The sequence below is a fragment of the Pseudomonas sp. GW821-FHT10B02 genome (assembly GCF_059415665.1).
In genome coordinates this window covers 321,058-337,036 of the sequence record NZ_JBWKNR010000001.1, presented here as the reverse complement: position 1 = coordinate 337,036, position 15,979 = coordinate 321,058, and the positions used below count along the sequence as shown (strand labels likewise).

Below are 15,979 nucleotides of genomic sequence, written 5' to 3'. Positions count from 1 at the left end.
ATCGTGGCAGGATTGCCGGGTTATCGACCGAGAAACCATGACCATGCCGCAAACCACAGCCAAGAATCTGTCCTTGATCGCTGCCATTGACTTGGGCTCCAACAGTTTCCATATGGTAGTGGCCAAGGCCCACCATACCGAGATCCGTATTCTTGAGCGACTCGGGGAGAAGGTTCAGCTGGCCGCCGGGATCAACGAAGAGCGCCAGCTCAACGAAGAATCGATGCAGCGCGGTCTGGACTGCCTCAAGCGCTTCGCCCAGCTGATCAGCGGCATGCCCGATGGCGCGGTACGTATCGTCGGCACCAACGCCCTGCGTGAGGCGCGCAACCGCGGCGAGTTCATCCGCCGCGCCGAAGAAATCCTCGGGCATCCGGTCGAAGTGATTTCCGGCCGTGAAGAAGCCCGCCTGATCTACCTCGGCGTTTCCCACACCCTGGCCGACACCCCCGGTAAACGTCTGGTCGCCGATATCGGCGGCGGCAGTACCGAGTTCATCATCGGCCAGCGATTCGAGCCGCTGCTGCGCGAAAGCCTGCAGATGGGCTGCGTCAGCTACACCCAGCGCTACTTCCGTGACGGCAAAATCACCCCGGCACGCTACGCCCAGGCCTATACCGCAGCGCGCCTGGAGCTGATGAGCATCGAAAACGCCCTGCACCGCCTGACCTGGGACGAAGCCATCGGCTCCTCCGGGACCATCCGCGCCATCGGCCTGGCCCTCAAGTCAGGCGGCATGGGCAGCGGCGAAGTCAATGCCGAGGGCCTGGCCTGGCTCAAACGCAAGCTGTTCAAACTGGGCGAAACCGACAAGATCGACTTCGACGGCGTCAAACCGGACCGCCGGGCGATCTTCCCGGCCGGCCTGGCGATCATGGAAGCGATTTTCGATGCGCTGGAACTGCAGCGCATGGACCACTGCGATGGCGCCCTGCGCGAAGGCGTGCTCTACGACCTGCTCGGCCGTCATCACCATGAAGACGTGCGTGAGCGCACCCTGACCTCGCTGATGGAGCGTTATCACGTCGATCAGGGCCAGGCGGCCCGGGTCGAGCGCAAAGCCCTGCACGCCTTCGACCAGGTGGCCAAGGCCTGGGACCTGGAAGACGGTATCTGGCGTGAGCTGCTCGGCTGGGCGGCCAAAGTGCATGAAGTGGGCCTGGATATCGCCCACTACCACTACCACAAGCACGGCGCCTACCTGATCGAGCACTCCGACCTGGCCGGCTTCTCCCGCGAAGACCAGCAGATGCTCGCCCTGCTGGTGCGCGGCCATCGCCGCAACATTCCCAAGGACAAGTTCGCCGAATTCGGCGACGAAGGCGTCAAGCTGATTCGCCTGTGCGTGCTGCTGCGCTTTGCGATTCTGTTCCATCACATCCGCGGCACCCAGCAGATGCCGACGGTGACCCTGCATGCCAAGGGCGATAGCCTGGATGTCGAGTTCCCGGCCGGCTGGCTGGAAGAGAATCAGCTGACCCAGGCCGACTTCGGCCTGGAGGCAGAGTGGCTGACCCGGGTCGGCTTCGTCCTCAGCGTACGCTGAGGACCGGGTTGCTCAGGCGCTCGAGCAGAGCCGCCTGGGCACTGCGCGCGTTCTGGTTGCCGGTAGGCGTGCTGCGCACATAGCGGCCGTCCGGCTGCAGGATCCAGGCGTGGGTGTTGTCGGTCAGGTACCCTTCCAGCTCCTTCTTCACCCGCAGGATCAGCTTCTTGCCCTCGACCGGGAAGCAGGTCTCGACCCGCTTGTCGAGGTTGCGCTCCATCCAGTCGGCACTGGACAGGAACATCTGCTCCTCGCCGCCGTTGAGGAAGTAGAACACCCGCGTGTGCTCGAGGAAGCGACCAATGATCGAACGCACCTGAATGTTGTGCGACACCCCGGCAATCCCCGGACGCAGGCAGCACATGCCGCGCACCACCAGATCGATACGCACCCCTGACTGACTGGCCTTGTACAAGGCGCGGATGATCTTCGGATCGGTCAGCGAGTTGAACTTGGCGATGATGTGCGCAGGCTTGCCCTCAAGGGCGAACTGGGTTTCCCGCGCGATCATGTCGAGCATGCCCTTCTTCAGGGTGAACGGCGCGTGCAGCAGCTTCTTCATGCGTAGGGTCTTGCCCATGCCGATCAACTGACTGAACAGCTTGCCGACGTCTTCACACAAGGCGTCGTCCGAGGTCAGCAGGCTGTAGTCGGTGTACAGGCGGGCGTTGCCGGCGTGGTAGTTACCGGTACCCAGGTGCGCGTAGCGCACGATCTCGCCGGCTTCGCGACGCAGGATCAGCATCATCTTGGCGTGGGTCTTGAAGCCGACCACACCGTAGATCACCACCGCACCAGCGGCCTGCAGACGGCTGGCCAGCTGCAGGTTGGACTCTTCGTCGAAGCGCGCACGCAATTCGATCACCGCGGTGACCTCCTTGCCGTTACGCGCGGCATCGACCAGCGCGTCGACGATCTCCGAGTTGGCGCCGCTGCGGTACAGGGTCTGGCGCACAGCCAGAACGTGCGGGTCCTTGGCGGCCTGGCGCAGCAGATCGACCACTGGCGTGAACGACTCGAAGGGGTGCATGAGCAGGATGTCCTGCTTGCCGACCACGCTGAAAATGTTCTCGGCGTTCTGCAACAGCTTGGGAATCGCTGGTGTGAACGGCGTGTATTGCAATTCCGGGTGACTGTCCAGGCCGGTAATGCTGAACAGCCGGGTCAGGTTGACCGGACCGTTGACCTGGTACAGCTCGCTTTCACTCAGGCTGAACTGCTTGAGCAGGTAGTCCGAGAGGTGTTTCGGGCAGGTGTCGGCCACTTCCAGGCGCACGGCATCGCCATAACGGCGCGAGAACAGTTCGCCACGCAGGGCCCGGGCCAGGTCTTCGACGTCTTCGGAGTCCAGCGCCAGGTCGGCGTTACGGGTCAGGCGGAACTGATAGCAACCCTTGACCTTCATGCCCTGGAACAGGTCATCGGCGTGGGCATGGATCATCGAGGACAGGAAGACGTAGTTGTCTCCCGGACCGCCCACCTCCTCCGGCACCTTGATCACCCGTGGCAACAGGCGTGGCGCCGGAATGATCGCCAGACCGGAGTCACGGCCGAACGCGTCGACACCTTCCAGCTCGACGATGAAGTTAAGGCTCTTGTTCACCAGCAACGGGAACGGGTGCGTCGGATCGAGGCCGATCGGGGTGATGATCGGGGCGATCTCGTCGCGGAAGAAGCGCCGCACCCAGGTCTTGAGCTTGGTGTTCCAGTGACGACGGCGGATAAAGCGGATCTGGTGTTTCTCCAGCTCCGGCAGCAGCACATCGTTGAGGATCGCGTACTGACGATGGACCTCGCTGTGTACCACTTCACTGATCCGCGCCAGCGCCTGATGCGGCTGCAGGCCGTCAGCGCCGGCCTGCTCACGGGCAAAGGTGATCTGCTTCTTCAGGCCCGCCACACGAATTTCGAAGAACTCATCCAGGTTGCTGGAAAAGATCAGCAGGAACTTCAGCCGCTCCAGCAGCGGATAGTTCTCATCCAGCGCCTGTTCCAGCACGCGGATATTGAACTGCAGCTGGGACAACTCGCGGTGAATGTACAGACTGCTGTCATCCAGACCGGGAACAGCGATGGCCGGGGCAACTGGCGCCGGGACAGGCGCAGGCGCCTCGACCTCGGCCACAGGCTCAGGCAGCGCAGCAGGCTCCGGCGGTGTTTCGAGCAGTTGCTCCGGTACCGGCTGGGCTTGCTTCATGTCGACATCACTACTGAGTACTTCGTTATTCATCTAGCGTTCCTGAAGGGCGTTACTGCCCTCTCATCAATTGAGCAGCGCGAACAGCGAAATAGGTCAGGATGCCATCAGCTCCTGCCCGTTTGAAGGCCGTGAGGGATTCCAGGATCACACCTTCACTGAGCCAGCCGTTCTGGATCGCGGCCATGTGCATGGCGTACTCGCCACTGACTTGATAGACAAAGGTCGGGACCTTGAATTCATCCTTGACCCGAAAAAGGATATCCAGATACGGCATACCCGGCTTGACCATGACCATGTCGGCACCTTCGGCCAGGTCCGCCGCCACTTCATGCAGGGCTTCGTGGCTGTTGGCCGGGTCCATCTGGTAGGAGGCCTTGTTGGCCTTGCCCAGGTTCAGGGCCGAGCCGACCGCATCGCGGAACGGGCCGTAATAAGCGCTGGCGTACTTGGCCGAGTAAGCCATGATACGCACGTTGACGTGACCCGCCAGCTCCAGGGCTTCACGAATGGCCTGGATGCGGCCGTCCATCATGTCCGAAGGGGCTACCACCTGGGCACCGGCTTCGGCATGGGACAAGGCCTGACGCACCAGGGCATCGACGGTAATGTCGTTCTGTACGTAGCCTTCTTCGTCGAGAATGCCGTCCTGACCATGGGTGGTGAACGGGTCGAGGGCGACGTCGGTGATCACGCCCAGCTCCGGGAAGCGCTCACGCAGGGCGCGGGTGGCGCGCTGGGCAATGCCGTCCGGGTTCCAGGCTTCGGCACCGTCGAGGGATTTTTTCTCGGTTGGCGTCACCGGGAACAAAGCCAGGGCTGGAATCCCCAGCTTCACCCACTCTTGCGCCGCTTCCAGCAACAGGTCGATGCTCAGACGCTCGACACCCGGCATCGAGGCAACTTCCTCACGGCGGTTTTCGCCATCGAGGACAAACACCGGGTAGATCAGATCATCGACGGTCAGCACGTTTTCGCGCACCAGACGACGGGAGAAATCGTCACGACGGTTGCGACGCAGACGGGTGGCAGGAAACAAACGGTTAGCGGGGGTAAAGCTCACGGCAGACTCCTGAGCCCGCGCAGGCGGGCGAGCGCGACAGTTATAAGCGGCCATTATGACGCTTGAATGACAGCCTGGGACAACCCTGCGACTTGAGGACGCAGTCATTGTCCTTGTAGGAAATGTTAACGTCGAGACACATTTGGATACTTTCCCCAACGGCCACGAAGGGTTAGGCTGCGCGTTCATTTCGCCAGCACCCAGAAAATGCTCCAACAATTCCTGCAGGATTTTGGTTACTTTGCCCTTTTTCTCGGCACGTTTTTCGAAGGTGAGACCATCCTGGTTCTCGCAGGCTTCCTTGCGTTCCGCGGATACATGGATATCAACCTGGTGTGCCTGGTGGCCTTCTTCGGCAGCTATGCCGGTGACCAGCTGTGGTACTTCATGGGGCGCAAGCACGGGCGCAAACTGCTGGCGCGCAAACCGCGCTGGCAGCTGATGGGCGACCGGGCGCTGGAGCACATCCGCCGCCACCCGGATATCTGGGTTCTGAGTTTCCGTTTCGTCTACGGCTTGCGCACGGTCATGCCGGTGGCCATTGGCCTGTCCGGCTACCCGCCACGCCGCTACCTGCTGCTCAACGGCATCGGTGCGGCGGTCTGGGCCCTGGCCCTGGGCGCTGCCGCCTATCACTTCGGCGCCATTCTCGAAGGCCTGCTGGGCAACGTGAAGAAGTACGAGCTATGGGTGCTCGGTGGCCTGCTGGCCTTCGGCGGCTTGCTGTGGTTGCGCCGGCGCTTCAAGGCGGCGCGTGTCGCGCGCAAGGAAGCTGCGGCCATGCAGGCCGAACAGCGTGCCGCGGATCAGGACAGCGACCGGCCCTGAGCCAGATAATCCCCGTTGTCGTCCTCACCCTGAACAATGAACACTGCGTCGTTTGCAGAATCCAACTACAAAGGATTTTGAGAAGATGGACGCGGTGATTGGACATCTGCCAATTTAGAGGCGATCTAACGCCTCGACTCGGGAGTAGTGAGCATGACCAAAAAAAAAGTTGCAGTGATCCTTTCCGGCTGTGGTGTCTTTGACGGCGCCGAAATCCACGAGAGCGTGATCACCCTGCTGCGCCTCGACCAGCGCGGCGCCGAGGTGCAGTGCTTTGCGCCGAACATTGCGCAGATGCATGTGCTCAACCACCTGACCGGTGAGGAAATGCCCGAATCGCGCAACGTTCTGGTGGAATCGGCGCGCATCGCCCGCGGCAACATCAAGGATCTGCGTGAGGCCGATGCCAAGGACTTCGACGCCCTGATCGTGCCCGGCGGTTTCGGCGCGGCCAAGAACCTCTCGAATTTTGCCGTTGAAGGCCCGGGCTGCAGCGTCCACCCGGATGTCCTGGCGCTCGCCGAAGCGTTCGCCGAGGCCGGCAAACCGGTCGGCCTGATCTGCATCTCGCCTGCCCTGGCGGCGAAAATCTATGGCCCTGGCGTGGTCTGCACCATCGGCAACGATGCCGACACCAGCGCAGCCATCGTCAAGATGGGTGGCACCCACGAAGAGTGCGATGTGCATGACATCGTCGAAGATACCCAGCGCAAGCTGGTCAGCACCCCGGCCTACATGCTCGCACAGTCGATCAGCGAAGCTGCTGGCGGCATCTACAAGCTGGTAGACCGCGTGCTGGAACTGACGCACGAGAACGATTGATCAGCGCGCCAGCCGCGTGAGGATGCGGTCCAGCGAGTTGGCGAAGGCCTGCTTCTCACGATCGCCATAAGGCGCCTGCCCACCACCGACCTGCCCCTGCTCGCGCAGGTCGGTGAACAGGTTACGCACCGCCAGACGTTCGCCCATGTTGCGTTCGTCGAACTCTCGCCCACGCGGATCAAGGCAGGCCACGCCTTTCTTGACCAGCCTGTCGGCCAACGGCACATCACTGCAGATCACCAGCTCACCCGGCACGGCATGCTCGACCAGGTAATCGTCGGCAGCATCCGGCCCGCTGGGCACGACGATCAACCTGACGCAGGTGAACGCCGGTTTGATCTGGCTTTGCCCGGCCACCAGCACCACTTCCAACTGACGCTTCAGGGCAAATTTGACGACCTGATCCTTGGCCGCCTTGGGGCAGGCATCGGCATCGATCCAGATACGCATGACAACAGATTCCAACGAATACGGGCGAACAGTATCCCTGCTCGCCCGCTCGGCTTCAAATCAGCTCGCTGACACCCGGCGCTTCTCGGCCAGACGGCTGCGTCCGTACAGAATCGCAATGGCCAGCAAGGCCACCACTTGCGCCGCCAGCGAGTAGGCATCGGCGTGGATGCCCAGCCAGTCGAAGTCAAAGAAGGCCACCGGACGGGTACCGAACACCCCGGCTTCCTGCAGTGCCTTGACCCCGTGACCGGCAAACACCACCGACAGCGCACACAACAACGCAGCGTTGATGCTGAAGAACAGCGCCAGCGGCAGCTTCGCCGAACCACGCAGGATCACCCAGGCCAGCCCCACCAACAGCACCAACGCCGTGGCGCCACCGGCCAGTACTGCCTGATGCCCGCCAGGCCCGGCCTGCAACCACAGCGTTTCGTAGAACAGAATCACTTCGAACAGCTCGCGGTAAACCGAGAAGAACGCCAGCAAGGCAAAGCCGAAGCGTCCGCCACCGCTGACCAGACTGCTCTTGATGTAGTTCTGCCAGGCCGCCGCGTGCCGGCGATCGTGCATCCACACGCCCAGCCAGAGCACCATGACACTGGCGAACAGCGCCGTGCAGCCTTCCAGCAGTTCGCGCTGAGCGCCACCGACATCGATGACATAGGCTGCCAATGCCCAGGTGCCGAAACCGGCCAACAACGCCAGGAGCCAACCGATGTTGACGCTACGTACCGCCGACTGCTGGCCGGTGTTGCGCAGGAAGGCGAGAATTGCCGCCAGCACCAGAATGGCTTCCAGGCCTTCGCGCAGCAGGATCAGCAGGCCGGAAATGTAGCTCAGCGACCAGCTCAGGCCATCACCGCCGAGCAAGTCGGCGGCTTCCTTGAGTTTCGCCTTGGCAGCCTGCAGACGCTGGCTGACCTGCTCAAGCGGCAGGCCGTCCTGGAGCGACTGGCGGTAGGCCATGAGCGACTTTTCAGTGTCCTTGCGCACATTGGCATCGACGTTGTCGAGGGAGCTTTCGACCAGCTCGAAGCCTTCCAGGTAGGCCGCTACAGACAGGTCGTAGGCCTGTTCATGGTCACCGCTCTGGTAGGCCGCCAGGCTCTTGTCCAGGGTGCTGGCGGTGTAGTCCAGCAACTGCGCCGGGCCACGCTGAACCTGCGGTGGCTGGGCGCGCTGGGCGCGGAACACTGCCGCCGCTTCCAGCCCTTGCGATGCTTCAACTTCCAGAGGCGTCTGACGCGCCAGATCAGCGAGGTTGTAGCTCGTTTCGCCCTTGGCCTTGGCCGGATCCGCGGTGAAGCTGGCGACGTAGGTAGCCAGGTCCCAGCGCTGACGCTCGTCGAGCTGATCGGCAAAGGACGGCATGTCGGTGCCTTCGATGCCTTGCCCCAAGGTGTTGTAGAGGTCATACAGGCTCAGCCGGGCCAGGCGCTCGCTGCTGCGCAGGTTGGCCGGCGGTGGTTCCAGGCCGACCCCCGCCGGACCGTCACCGGCACCGCTGTCGCCATGGCAGACCGAGCAGTGCTGGGCATACAGCGGCGCCCCGCGAGAGGGGTCCGGGGTGATGACAGGGGCCTGGCTGACTTCATAGGCAACCGCCAGCTGTGCACCGAGCTGACGGGCCTGACGCGCGACGCTGGCGCCGTCCTGGCGCTGATTGATCGCCTGGCGCAGGCTGACCACGCCCTGCTCCAGCGCTTGCCGTTCGGCACGGGCCGGCAAGCCACTGATCAGGCCTTGCAGCACGTCAGTGAATTCCAGCTGCTCGCGGTATTCGCCGTCGTCCACCACCTTGCCCGCCTCGACCGTCGCCGGGTAGTCGGCACCGATGTAGTCGAGCAGGTGCAAGGCCTTGGCGGCGTTTTCGACAGGGTCGGCCAGCAGCGCGGTACTGCTCAGCGCCAGCAGCGGCCAAAGCAACCAGGCAAGCAAGCGGGAACGGGGAATCATGAGCCAATCTCAAATAACAATGCGAGGTATTGCATTGTTCACTTCCAATGGCGATCGCTCAAGGTTTGCGCGGCAATCTCGGTAAAATTTAGTGACAATTTCATCTCGAGAACAAAAAAGGCGACCCTGAGGTCGCCTTTTTTTCTGTGCAAGCATCCCGAATCAGACTGGCGCCCGGCGAATCGTAGCCAGTAAGGTCGCAGCCCCGAGGAACAACCCGGCAAAGGTGCGGTTCATCCGCCGCTGCTGCTTGGGCGTGCGCAGCAAACGCAGTACCCGTGCCGCCAGGCCGGTGTATCCGGCCATGACCAGCAGATCCACTGTCACCATGGTCGCTGTGATGATCAGGTACTGGGGCAGTAACGGCGCATGCGGATTGATGAACTGCGGCAGTACCGCCAGCATGAAGATCAGCGCCTTGGGGTTGCTGACGTTGACCAGAAAGCCACGGAACACCAGCCCCAGCGGCTTGCCGATCGGCCGCACGGCAGACTCGTCGCTGATGTCAGCCGGCAAGGCGCGCCACTGTTTGACGGCCAGGTAGACCAGATAGGCAACGCCGAACCATTTGATCACCTGAAACGCGGTAGCCGAGGCGGCGAGGATGGCGCCAACGCCGGCAGCAATGATCGCAATCTGCAGCACCAGGCCCAGCTGCAGGCCCAGGGCGTTCCAGTAGCCGCGCCAGAAGCCGTACTGCAGACCACAGGACATCGAGGCAATCGCCCCGGCGCCCGGTGAGAGACTGATCACCCAGCAAGCGGCAAAAAATGCCAACCACGTTTCCAACGACATCACGCACCTCGGCCATAGCTTGTTACAAAGCTCTAAACTAGTGCGCTGGCGAAAAAATAACCACGGTTTTTTTCAGCGGCCGATCATTTGCCGACGATTTTGTCTTCACCCACCAGCGGCACAATCTCAGCGCCGCGCCAGCGCCTGACCGACTTCTGGAAAAACTGGCTGTTGGGCACCTGGACAGTCGCGCCACCGGCCTCCGGCATTTCGATCAGGGTCGTGAACAGCAGGTTGATGGCCACCACCCGCCCTTTCACTCCGGGTTTGTCGATGGTCTCGACCAGCTCCACCACGTCGCCGATGCGAAATGGCCCGACGGTGAAGATCAGCACCGCACACAGCAGGTTCGACAACACACTCCACATGGCGAAGAACGCCACCGCCGCGACGGCGACGAAGCCGGACAAGGCCGTCCACAATACCGTGGCGGAAACGCCCAGGCGCTCGAGTACGAACACCAGCGCACTGCCCATGATCAGCCAGCGCAGGCCACCGCGCACCGGCATCATCAGCTCCGGGGGCAAGGGATAACGTTCGCCCAGACGCTTCAGGCAGCGCCCGACCAGGCGCTGCAGGACAAATGCAGCGCAGAGGATCAGGAGAATCTGCAAGCCCAGCCAGAACGGTGCGATCCACTCCGGCGGCACGGGCAACTGCAACGACGCGATCAAGACAACGCCTCCAGCTCCGCCTGCATGGTCTCCAGCTGCTCAAGGGCGGCCATCCAGGCTTCTTCCAGTTCTGCTTCGCGGACTTTGAGCTTGGCCTGCTGGGCCAGCAAGTCACGCAGCTCATCCTTGCGTGCAGCTTCGTAGATAGCACTGTCACCGAGGCTGGCATCGATCTTTGCCAGTTGCTCATGCAGAGTGCCCAGTTCGCGCTCCAGCTTGTCGGCCTCACGCTTGTGCGGGGCCAGTTGCTGACGCAGCGCTGCCGCCGCCTGACGCTGGGCTTTCTTGTCGGTCTTGTCGGCATTCACCGGCGCAGTACTGACCGGCGCGTTGCGCTGGCGATACTCGACCAGCCAGCGGCTGTAGTCGTCGAGGTCGCCGTCGAAGGTTTCAACCTTGCCATCGGCCACCAACAGGAAGTCGTCGGTGGTGCTTTTGAGCAGATGGCGATCGTGGGAAACCACCAGCACCGCACCGCTGAATTCCTGCAGTGCCATGGTCAGTGCCAGGCGCATTTCCAGGTCCAGGTGGTTGGTCGGCTCATCGAGCAGCAGCAGGTTCGGGCGTTCCCAGGCGATCAACGCCAAGGCCAGACGCGCCTTTTCGCCACCGGAGAAATTCAGCACCGGCTCGTCGATACGGGCACCGCGGAAGTCAAAGCCACCGAGGAAGTCACGCAGCGTTTGCTCGCGCTCGGTTGGTGCCAGACGCTGCAGGTGCAGCAACGGGCTGGCCTTGTTGTCCAGCGAGTCCAGCTGATGCTGGGCGAAGTAGCCCACCGACAGGTTCTCACCGCGCACCAGACGGCCGCTCAATGGCTCCAGCTCGCCGGCCAGGTTTTTGATCAGCGTCGATTTGCCCGCGCCGTTGGGGCCGAGCAAGCCGATACGCGCACCAGGAGTGAGCTGCAGCTTGACCTTCTCAAGGATGGTCTTGTCGCCGTAACCCAGACGACCTTCGGACAGGTCGAGCAAAGGACTGGAGATCTTTTCCGATTCACGGAAGACGAAGTCAAACGGCGAGTCCACATGCGCCGCCGACAGCTCTTCCATGCGCTCCAGGGCCTTGATCCGGCTCTGCGCCTGGCGGGCCTTGGTGGCCTGGGCCTTGAACCGGGCGATGTATTTTTCCATGTGCGCGCGCTGGGCCTGCTGCTTCTCGTAGGCCTGTTGCTGCTGCGCCAGACGCTCGGCACGGGTGCGCTCGAACGCGGTGTAACCACCGCGGTAAAGGGTCAGTTTGCACTGCTCGACATGGGCGACATGATCGACCACCGCATCGAGGAAATCGCGGTCGTGGGAAATCAGCAACAGCGTGCCCGGGTAACCCTTGAGCCAGTCTTCCAGCCAGAGGATCGCATCGAGATCGAGGTGGTTGGTCGGCTCGTCGAGCAACAACAGGTCGGAGGGGCACATCAGCGCCTGGGCCAGGTTCAGACGCATCCGCCAGCCACCGGAGAAGTCGCCGACGCGGCGGTCCATCTGCTCGTTGGTGAAACCCAGACCGGCCAGCAGTTTGCGCGCACGGGCATCGGCGGTGTAGCCGTCGGCGCTGTCGAGCTCGATATGCAGACGCGCCAGCGCCGTACCATCATGGGCGGCTTCGGCCGCAGCCAGATCGGCCTGAACCTTGCGCAGGCGGATGTCGCCATCGAGCACATAGTCGACTGCCAGGCGGTCGAGGGTATCGACCTCCTGGCGCATGTGCGCGATACGCCAGTCGGCCGGCAGCTGACAGTCGCCGGAGTCGGGCGTCAGCTCACCGCGCAACAAGGCGAACAGGCTGGATTTACCGGCGCCATTGGCGCCGATCAGGCCGGCTTTGTGACCGGCGTGCAGGGTCAACTCAGCGCCTTCTAGCAGGCGCTGGGGACCACGCTGTAAAGTGAGGTTCGATAGTCTGATCATAATGGCCGCGGAGTCTACCAGCTTCGTCGGCAACTGGCGCGAGTGGGACCATGCACACCGACCTGTGGAATTTTGCCCTGAATCTTTACGCCCGCCCAGGTGTCGAGGCAGCCTGCCTGCAATGGCAGGATCAAGGCGGTGACGTCTGCCTGCTGCTGTGCGCGGCCTGGCTCGACACGCGCGGCGTGATGCCGAACGAGCAACGCCTGCAAGCATTACGGGAAGTGGCCGAGACCTGGCAGAGCAATGTGGTCAAACCGCTACGCAGTTTGCGTCAGCAATGGCGCAATGCGGCCATGCAGGACCCGCAGCTGGCGAATTTGCGTGAGCAAGTGAAGGGACTGGAACTGAAGGCAGAGCGCATTGTGCTGGAGCGCTTGCAGGAGGCCTGTGAGGACTGGGCAACAACACCCGAAGCTGGCATCGGCTGGCTGCAATGCCTGACGTCATTGGACGGTGGTTTGCATCACGACGCGCTGCATACGCTGCGCGCCGTGATGCAGTCGACTCAGGATGCCGAAGATGGCGTCTGAGTTGGCGTTACCGATGATGCAGGTGCAGTCGGTGCGCTGCTCGCCGGTGCAGTGACCGCAGGAGCGGGTGCGGAAGCTGCTGGCGCAGGTGCGCTGGCAGGCTTGGCGGCAGCAGGCTGTGCGGCTGGTTTGGCAGCAGGACGAGTCGCAGGTTTGGCCGCTGTTTTCGCGGCAACAGGCTTGGCCGCTGCTGGCTTGGCGGGTGCTTTCGCGGCGGCCGGTTTGGCCGCAGGCTTGGCAGGAGCTTTCGCCGCAACAGGCTTGGCTGCTGGTTTGGCCGCTGCTTTCACTGCGGGTTTGGCAGCTGCAGGTTTAGCCGCTGGCTTGGCGGCGGGTTTTGCAGCTGCGGTTCTGGCGGCAGGTTTTGCCGCAGCTTTGGTTGCAGGCCTGGCTGCCGGTTTTGCCGCAGCAGGTTTGGCAGGCGCTTTCGCCGCTGCAGGTTTGGCTGCAGCAGTTTTGGCCGCAGGTTTGGCGGGCGCTTTTACTGCAGCAGGTTTGGCGGCTGGTTTGGCAGCAGCGGTGCGTGCAGGGGCTTTTGCTGCCGGTTTGGCAGCGGCTTTAACCGCAGGTTTGGCGGCAGGCTTGCTCGCAGCTTTTACCGGTGCCTTGGCAGCCGGCTTGGCAGCTGCAGCAGCAGGTTTTGCCTCACGCTGAGTCAGCGCCTTGGCAGCCGCTTCCTTGACCTTGCCAACACCCTGGGCCAGTTTCAGGCTTTCCTGGGCATCGCGCTTGAGCTGCAGAATGTAAGTGCGAGTCTGCGACTGGCGCTCTTTCAGCGAGTCGAGCAGCTCTTCCAGTCCAGCCGCTGCCGACTTGGCCTTGGCCTGTGCCTTGGCTTTTCCGGACTTGGCTGCGTCTTGCAGTTTGAGACGAGACTTGTGCAGTTTTTCTTGTGCCTTGCCGCGTTGTTTTTCCAACTTGGCGAGCAGTTTTTCAGCATCAGCCAGCGCTTGCGAGCAGGCATTTTCCAAATGATCGAGCAGGCTGCCCGAGAGTTGCTGGAGCAGGTGCAACGGCGTACTTACTGGCTTCTTATTGGCCGACATGGTTTACCTCCTGGCTGACGAGAGTGCGGCTCATACTATGCTTCTGCTGCTACCGCCGCTAGGGCATGTTGACAGTATCGAAGGCGCCGCGTTGCATGCCTGGGCAAAGTTGTTATCGCTGCAGCTGGAAACAAGTGTAGATGCTTCGCAAAGTGTTGCTGATATTTGCACGAAGTCGCAGAGCAAGGCTGGCATACTTTACTTCCGCTGAAGCAGGAGTACGCCAGTGTCGCGCTATCTAGTGTTAGCTGTTTTTCTATTGCCGGCAGCGCTCTTGGCAGCGCCCGCCGAAACCACGACAAATGATCACGACCTGGCCTACAGCCTGGGCGCAAGCCTTGGTGAACGGCTGCGTACAGAAGTGCCCGACCTGCAACTGGAAGCCTTGCTTGAGGGGTTACGCCAGGCCTATCAGAACAAGCCGCTGACCCTGAGCAAAGAGCGCATGGCGGCAATACTCGGCGAACATGAAACCCGCGCCGACGAAGCAGCGCTACACGCGCAAAGTGAACAGTTACTGAGTGCGGAAAAACGCTTCATGGCCAATGAGCGGGCCCGCGCAGGAGTGCGCGAATTAGCCGCAGGCATCCTGGCGACAGAACTGGTCAAAGGCAGCGGCGCCAAACCCGGCGCAAAGGGCAAAGTCCAGGTACGTTATGTCGGCAAGTTGCCAGACGGCACTGTCTTCGATCAGAACCAGCAAGCGCAGTGGTTCAATCTGGACAGTGTGATCGAAGGGTGGCAAGTAGCATTGCCGGAGATGGCGACAGGGTCCAAGTGGCGTCTGGTGATTCCTTCAGCCCAGGCATATGGCGCCGAAGGCGCGGGCGACTTGATAGCGCCCTACACGCCACTGGTGTTCGAGATCGAGTTGCTGGGGGGCGCCGACTGAAGCGTCGGCACACCCATCAGGCCTGTACCGCGCCCTCTTCGCTGTGCGCGTTGTGCAGCACTTCGATCAGGCAGTCTTCGAGTTCGAAGCGCTCATGCAACAAGCTGCCGAGCTCGGTCAGCTTCTTCGCAAAGCGCTCAGGGTCGTTGCAGTCACCCTTATCGCAATGATCGTTGAAAGCCGAGGCAATTTCGGTGGTCGCATCGATTCGGGGGCTGATCTGCTTCGCCAGCTCCAGGCCTCGCGTATCGCCAAAGGCCTTGGCTTCGCTGACCAGTTGCTCGCTCACTTCGAAATGCCAGGCTGAAACATAATCGATCAGCACCGCACAGAAGTCCCGGCTCTTGTCCTTGTCGGCGAATGCCGGCCTGGCATCGCGCAACTCACGAAAGGCCGTTACCAGCTCTGCACGCTCATCCAACCAGCGGTCAATGAGCTTGTGAACCCCACCCCAGCGTTCCTGAGCATTCTGACAACTATCTAGCATGGCGATCTCTTCCCTTCTGGGTAATGCGCCTGCCCCCGCTCGCAAGTGTGCGCAGCAATGGTGAAATCAGCAGACGGCATCGAGCAGCTGTGTTTTCGGTATGCGTGCAGGGAGATTATTCCCGTGCGCCCTTGGCTTCAAGGTACGCAGACGACAAAGTTCATACAAGTGTTTAATACCTTATGAAGGTGCCGCCGGTCGTTTGCACTTGCAATCGATTGCTTCAGTTTTTTGCCCGATGGCTGATGAGCGCACGCTTGTGCGCACACAGGCGCAAAAGCAGCAGTGCGGCCAACAGTACAAATGACAGCAAGCTCCACTCGGGGACCGTCAAGTCGAGAAAACTCCAGTTGATGGGTGTGCACTCAGGGCTGCCGAGCACCATGATTTTGAGCGACTGGCTCAGGGGCAGGCTTTCGAAGAAATAGCTCATCGATGGCTGGCATCCCATGTTCGCCAGCGGCCTGCCTTGCAACCACACATGCCGGGCTGCAAGCAGCGCTCCACCCGTGGCAAAGAACAGCGCCAGCGCCGCATAAAGACGCGCCCCCAGGCGCCCGGGAGCGTGCACCACTGCGCACAGGCAAACCAGTGCAAAGCCCCCCAGAAACAGCCGCTGGCTGTAGCACAGCGGACACGGTTCCAGCGCCATGCCCCATTCAAGATAGAACGCAGCAGCCAGCATCAGTACCGAGGCCAGCAAGGCCGGAAGGAACATTGAACGCAAGCGAGCCAACGGCATGGTAGTTCCGCAATCGAGATGGGCAGACTTCAACGGTA

15 protein-coding genes are annotated in these 15,979 nt (G+C 61.9%); 5 read left to right on the top strand and 10 right to left on the bottom strand.

Annotated features, from left to right (window positions below; translation table 11 throughout):
- Positions 1–43 precede the first annotated feature (43 nt).
- A complete protein-coding gene (ppx, locus tag AC07OF_RS01615; RefSeq protein ID WP_157194817.1) occupies positions 44–1,546 on the top strand; it encodes an exopolyphosphatase in 1,503 nt (500 codons plus the stop codon).
- Here ppx and ppk1 read toward each other — a convergent pair.
- Together ppk1 and hemB are read right to left on the bottom strand one after the other, a co-directional pair.
- Positions 1,533–3,776 (bottom strand): polyphosphate kinase 1, encoded by a 2,244-nt coding sequence (ppk1, locus tag AC07OF_RS01610; RefSeq protein ID WP_157194623.1) that lies wholly within the window; start codon positions 3,774–3,776, stop codon positions 1,533–1,535. The genes ppx and ppk1 overlap by 14 nt on opposite strands.
- Positions 3,777–3,795: 19 nt before the next feature.
- Positions 3,796–4,806 (bottom strand): porphobilinogen synthase, encoded by a 1,011-nt coding sequence (hemB, locus tag AC07OF_RS01605; RefSeq protein WP_038615739.1) that lies wholly within the window; start codon positions 4,804–4,806, stop codon positions 3,796–3,798.
- 207 nt (positions 4,807–5,013) lie between these two features.
- On the opposite strand from hemB, the gene AC07OF_RS01600 reads away from it, so the two are divergent.
- Positions 5,014–5,634: a DedA family protein gene (locus tag AC07OF_RS01600; RefSeq protein ID WP_191830555.1), complete on the top strand. Its 621-nt coding sequence runs from the start codon at positions 5,014–5,016 to the stop codon at positions 5,632–5,634.
- A gap of 153 nt (positions 5,635–5,787) precedes the next feature.
- Positions 5,788–6,456 (top strand): isoprenoid biosynthesis glyoxalase ElbB, encoded by a 669-nt coding sequence (elbB, locus tag AC07OF_RS01595; protein WP_157194625.1) that lies wholly within the window; start codon positions 5,788–5,790, stop codon positions 6,454–6,456.
- Here elbB and AC07OF_RS01590 read toward each other — a convergent pair whose 3' ends face one another.
- From AC07OF_RS01590 to AC07OF_RS01570, 5 genes are all read right to left on the bottom strand, one after another.
- On the bottom strand, positions 6,457–6,906 hold the full coding sequence (locus tag AC07OF_RS01590; RefSeq protein ID WP_157194626.1) for a YaiI/YqxD family protein: 450 nt from the start codon (positions 6,904–6,906) through the stop codon (positions 6,457–6,459).
- A 60-nt stretch (positions 6,907–6,966) separates the two neighbouring features.
- Positions 6,967–8,865, bottom strand: a complete 1,899-nt coding sequence (locus tag AC07OF_RS01585; protein ID WP_495072510.1) for an FTR1 family protein — start codon at positions 8,863–8,865, stop codon at positions 6,967–6,969.
- A 162-nt stretch (positions 8,866–9,027) separates the two neighbouring features.
- Positions 9,028–9,660, bottom strand: coding sequence for a LysE family transporter (locus AC07OF_RS01580; RefSeq protein ID WP_157194628.1), 633 nt, complete (start codon positions 9,658–9,660; stop codon positions 9,028–9,030).
- Positions 9,661–9,743: 83 nt separating this feature from the next.
- A complete protein-coding gene (locus AC07OF_RS01575) occupies positions 9,744–10,322 on the bottom strand; it encodes a mechanosensitive ion channel domain-containing protein (protein WP_371262016.1) in 579 nt (192 codons plus the stop codon).
- Between the two features lie 8 nt (positions 10,323–10,330).
- Positions 10,331–12,241 (bottom strand): ATP-binding cassette domain-containing protein, encoded by a 1,911-nt coding sequence (locus AC07OF_RS01570; RefSeq protein WP_157194629.1) that lies wholly within the window; start codon positions 12,239–12,241, stop codon positions 10,331–10,333.
- A gap of 50 nt (positions 12,242–12,291) precedes the next feature.
- On the opposite strand from AC07OF_RS01570, the gene AC07OF_RS01565 reads away from it, so the two are divergent.
- Positions 12,292–12,774: a TIGR02444 family protein gene (locus AC07OF_RS01565; RefSeq protein ID WP_495072509.1), complete on the top strand. Its 483-nt coding sequence runs from the start codon at positions 12,292–12,294 to the stop codon at positions 12,772–12,774.
- On the opposite strand, the gene AC07OF_RS01560 is transcribed toward AC07OF_RS01565, so the two are convergent.
- The gene (locus AC07OF_RS01560; RefSeq protein WP_495072508.1) at positions 12,750–13,820 is read right to left on the bottom strand and encodes an AlgP family protein; all 1,071 of its coding nucleotides are present in this window, start codon (positions 13,818–13,820) and stop codon (positions 12,750–12,752) included. The two genes, AC07OF_RS01565 and AC07OF_RS01560, sit on opposite strands and share 25 nt — an antisense overlap.
- A gap of 226 nt (positions 13,821–14,046) precedes the next feature.
- Here AC07OF_RS01560 and AC07OF_RS01555 point away from each other — a divergent pair, with 226 nt between their 5' ends.
- On the top strand, positions 14,047–14,712 hold the full coding sequence (locus AC07OF_RS01555; RefSeq protein WP_495072507.1) for an FKBP-type peptidyl-prolyl cis-trans isomerase: 666 nt from the start codon (positions 14,047–14,049) through the stop codon (positions 14,710–14,712).
- A gap of 16 nt (positions 14,713–14,728) precedes the next feature.
- Here the strand turns inward: AC07OF_RS01555 and rsd are convergent, their stop codons facing one another.
- Together rsd and AC07OF_RS01545 are read right to left on the bottom strand one after the other, a co-directional pair.
- Complete coding sequence (gene rsd, locus AC07OF_RS01550; protein ID WP_157194633.1) at positions 14,729–15,199, bottom strand: sigma D regulator; 471 nt, start codon at positions 15,197–15,199, stop codon at positions 14,729–14,731.
- A gap of 223 nt (positions 15,200–15,422) precedes the next feature.
- Complete coding sequence (locus AC07OF_RS01545) at positions 15,423–15,941, bottom strand: disulfide bond formation protein B (RefSeq protein ID WP_157194634.1); 519 nt, start codon at positions 15,939–15,941, stop codon at positions 15,423–15,425.
- Between the last annotated feature and the right edge of the window lie 38 nt (positions 15,942–15,979).

Coding starts and splice junctions, on each gene's coding strand:
- AC07OF_RS01560 (WP_495072508.1), bottom strand. CDS start 13,820: ATGTCGGCCAATAAGAAGCCAGTAAGTACGCCGTTGCACCTGCTCCAG.
- ppk1 (WP_157194623.1), bottom strand. CDS start 3,776: ATGAATAACGAAGTACTCAGTAGTGATGTCGACATGAAGCAAGCCCAG.
- AC07OF_RS01590 (WP_157194626.1), bottom strand. CDS start 6,906: ATGCGTATCTGGATCGATGCCGATGCCTGCCCCAAGGCGGCCAAGGAT.
- AC07OF_RS01585 (WP_495072510.1), bottom strand. CDS start 8,865: ATGATTCCCCGTTCCCGCTTGCTTGCCTGGTTGCTTTGGCCGCTGCTG.
- elbB (WP_157194625.1), top strand. CDS start 5,788: ATGACCAAAAAAAAAGTTGCAGTGATCCTTTCCGGCTGTGGTGTCTTT.
- AC07OF_RS01600 (WP_191830555.1), top strand. CDS start 5,014: ATGCTCCAACAATTCCTGCAGGATTTTGGTTACTTTGCCCTTTTTCTC.
- AC07OF_RS01545 (WP_157194634.1), bottom strand. CDS start 15,941: ATGCCGTTGGCTCGCTTGCGTTCAATGTTCCTTCCGGCCTTGCTGGCC.
- ppx (WP_157194817.1), top strand. CDS start 44: ATGCCGCAAACCACAGCCAAGAATCTGTCCTTGATCGCTGCCATTGAC.
- AC07OF_RS01580 (WP_157194628.1), bottom strand. CDS start 9,660: ATGTCGTTGGAAACGTGGTTGGCATTTTTTGCCGCTTGCTGGGTGATC.
- AC07OF_RS01570 (WP_157194629.1), bottom strand. CDS start 12,241: ATGATCAGACTATCGAACCTCACTTTACAGCGTGGTCCCCAGCGCCTG.
- AC07OF_RS01565 (WP_495072509.1), top strand. CDS start 12,292: ATGCACACCGACCTGTGGAATTTTGCCCTGAATCTTTACGCCCGCCCA.
- rsd (WP_157194633.1), bottom strand. CDS start 15,199: ATGCTAGATAGTTGTCAGAATGCTCAGGAACGCTGGGGTGGGGTTCAC.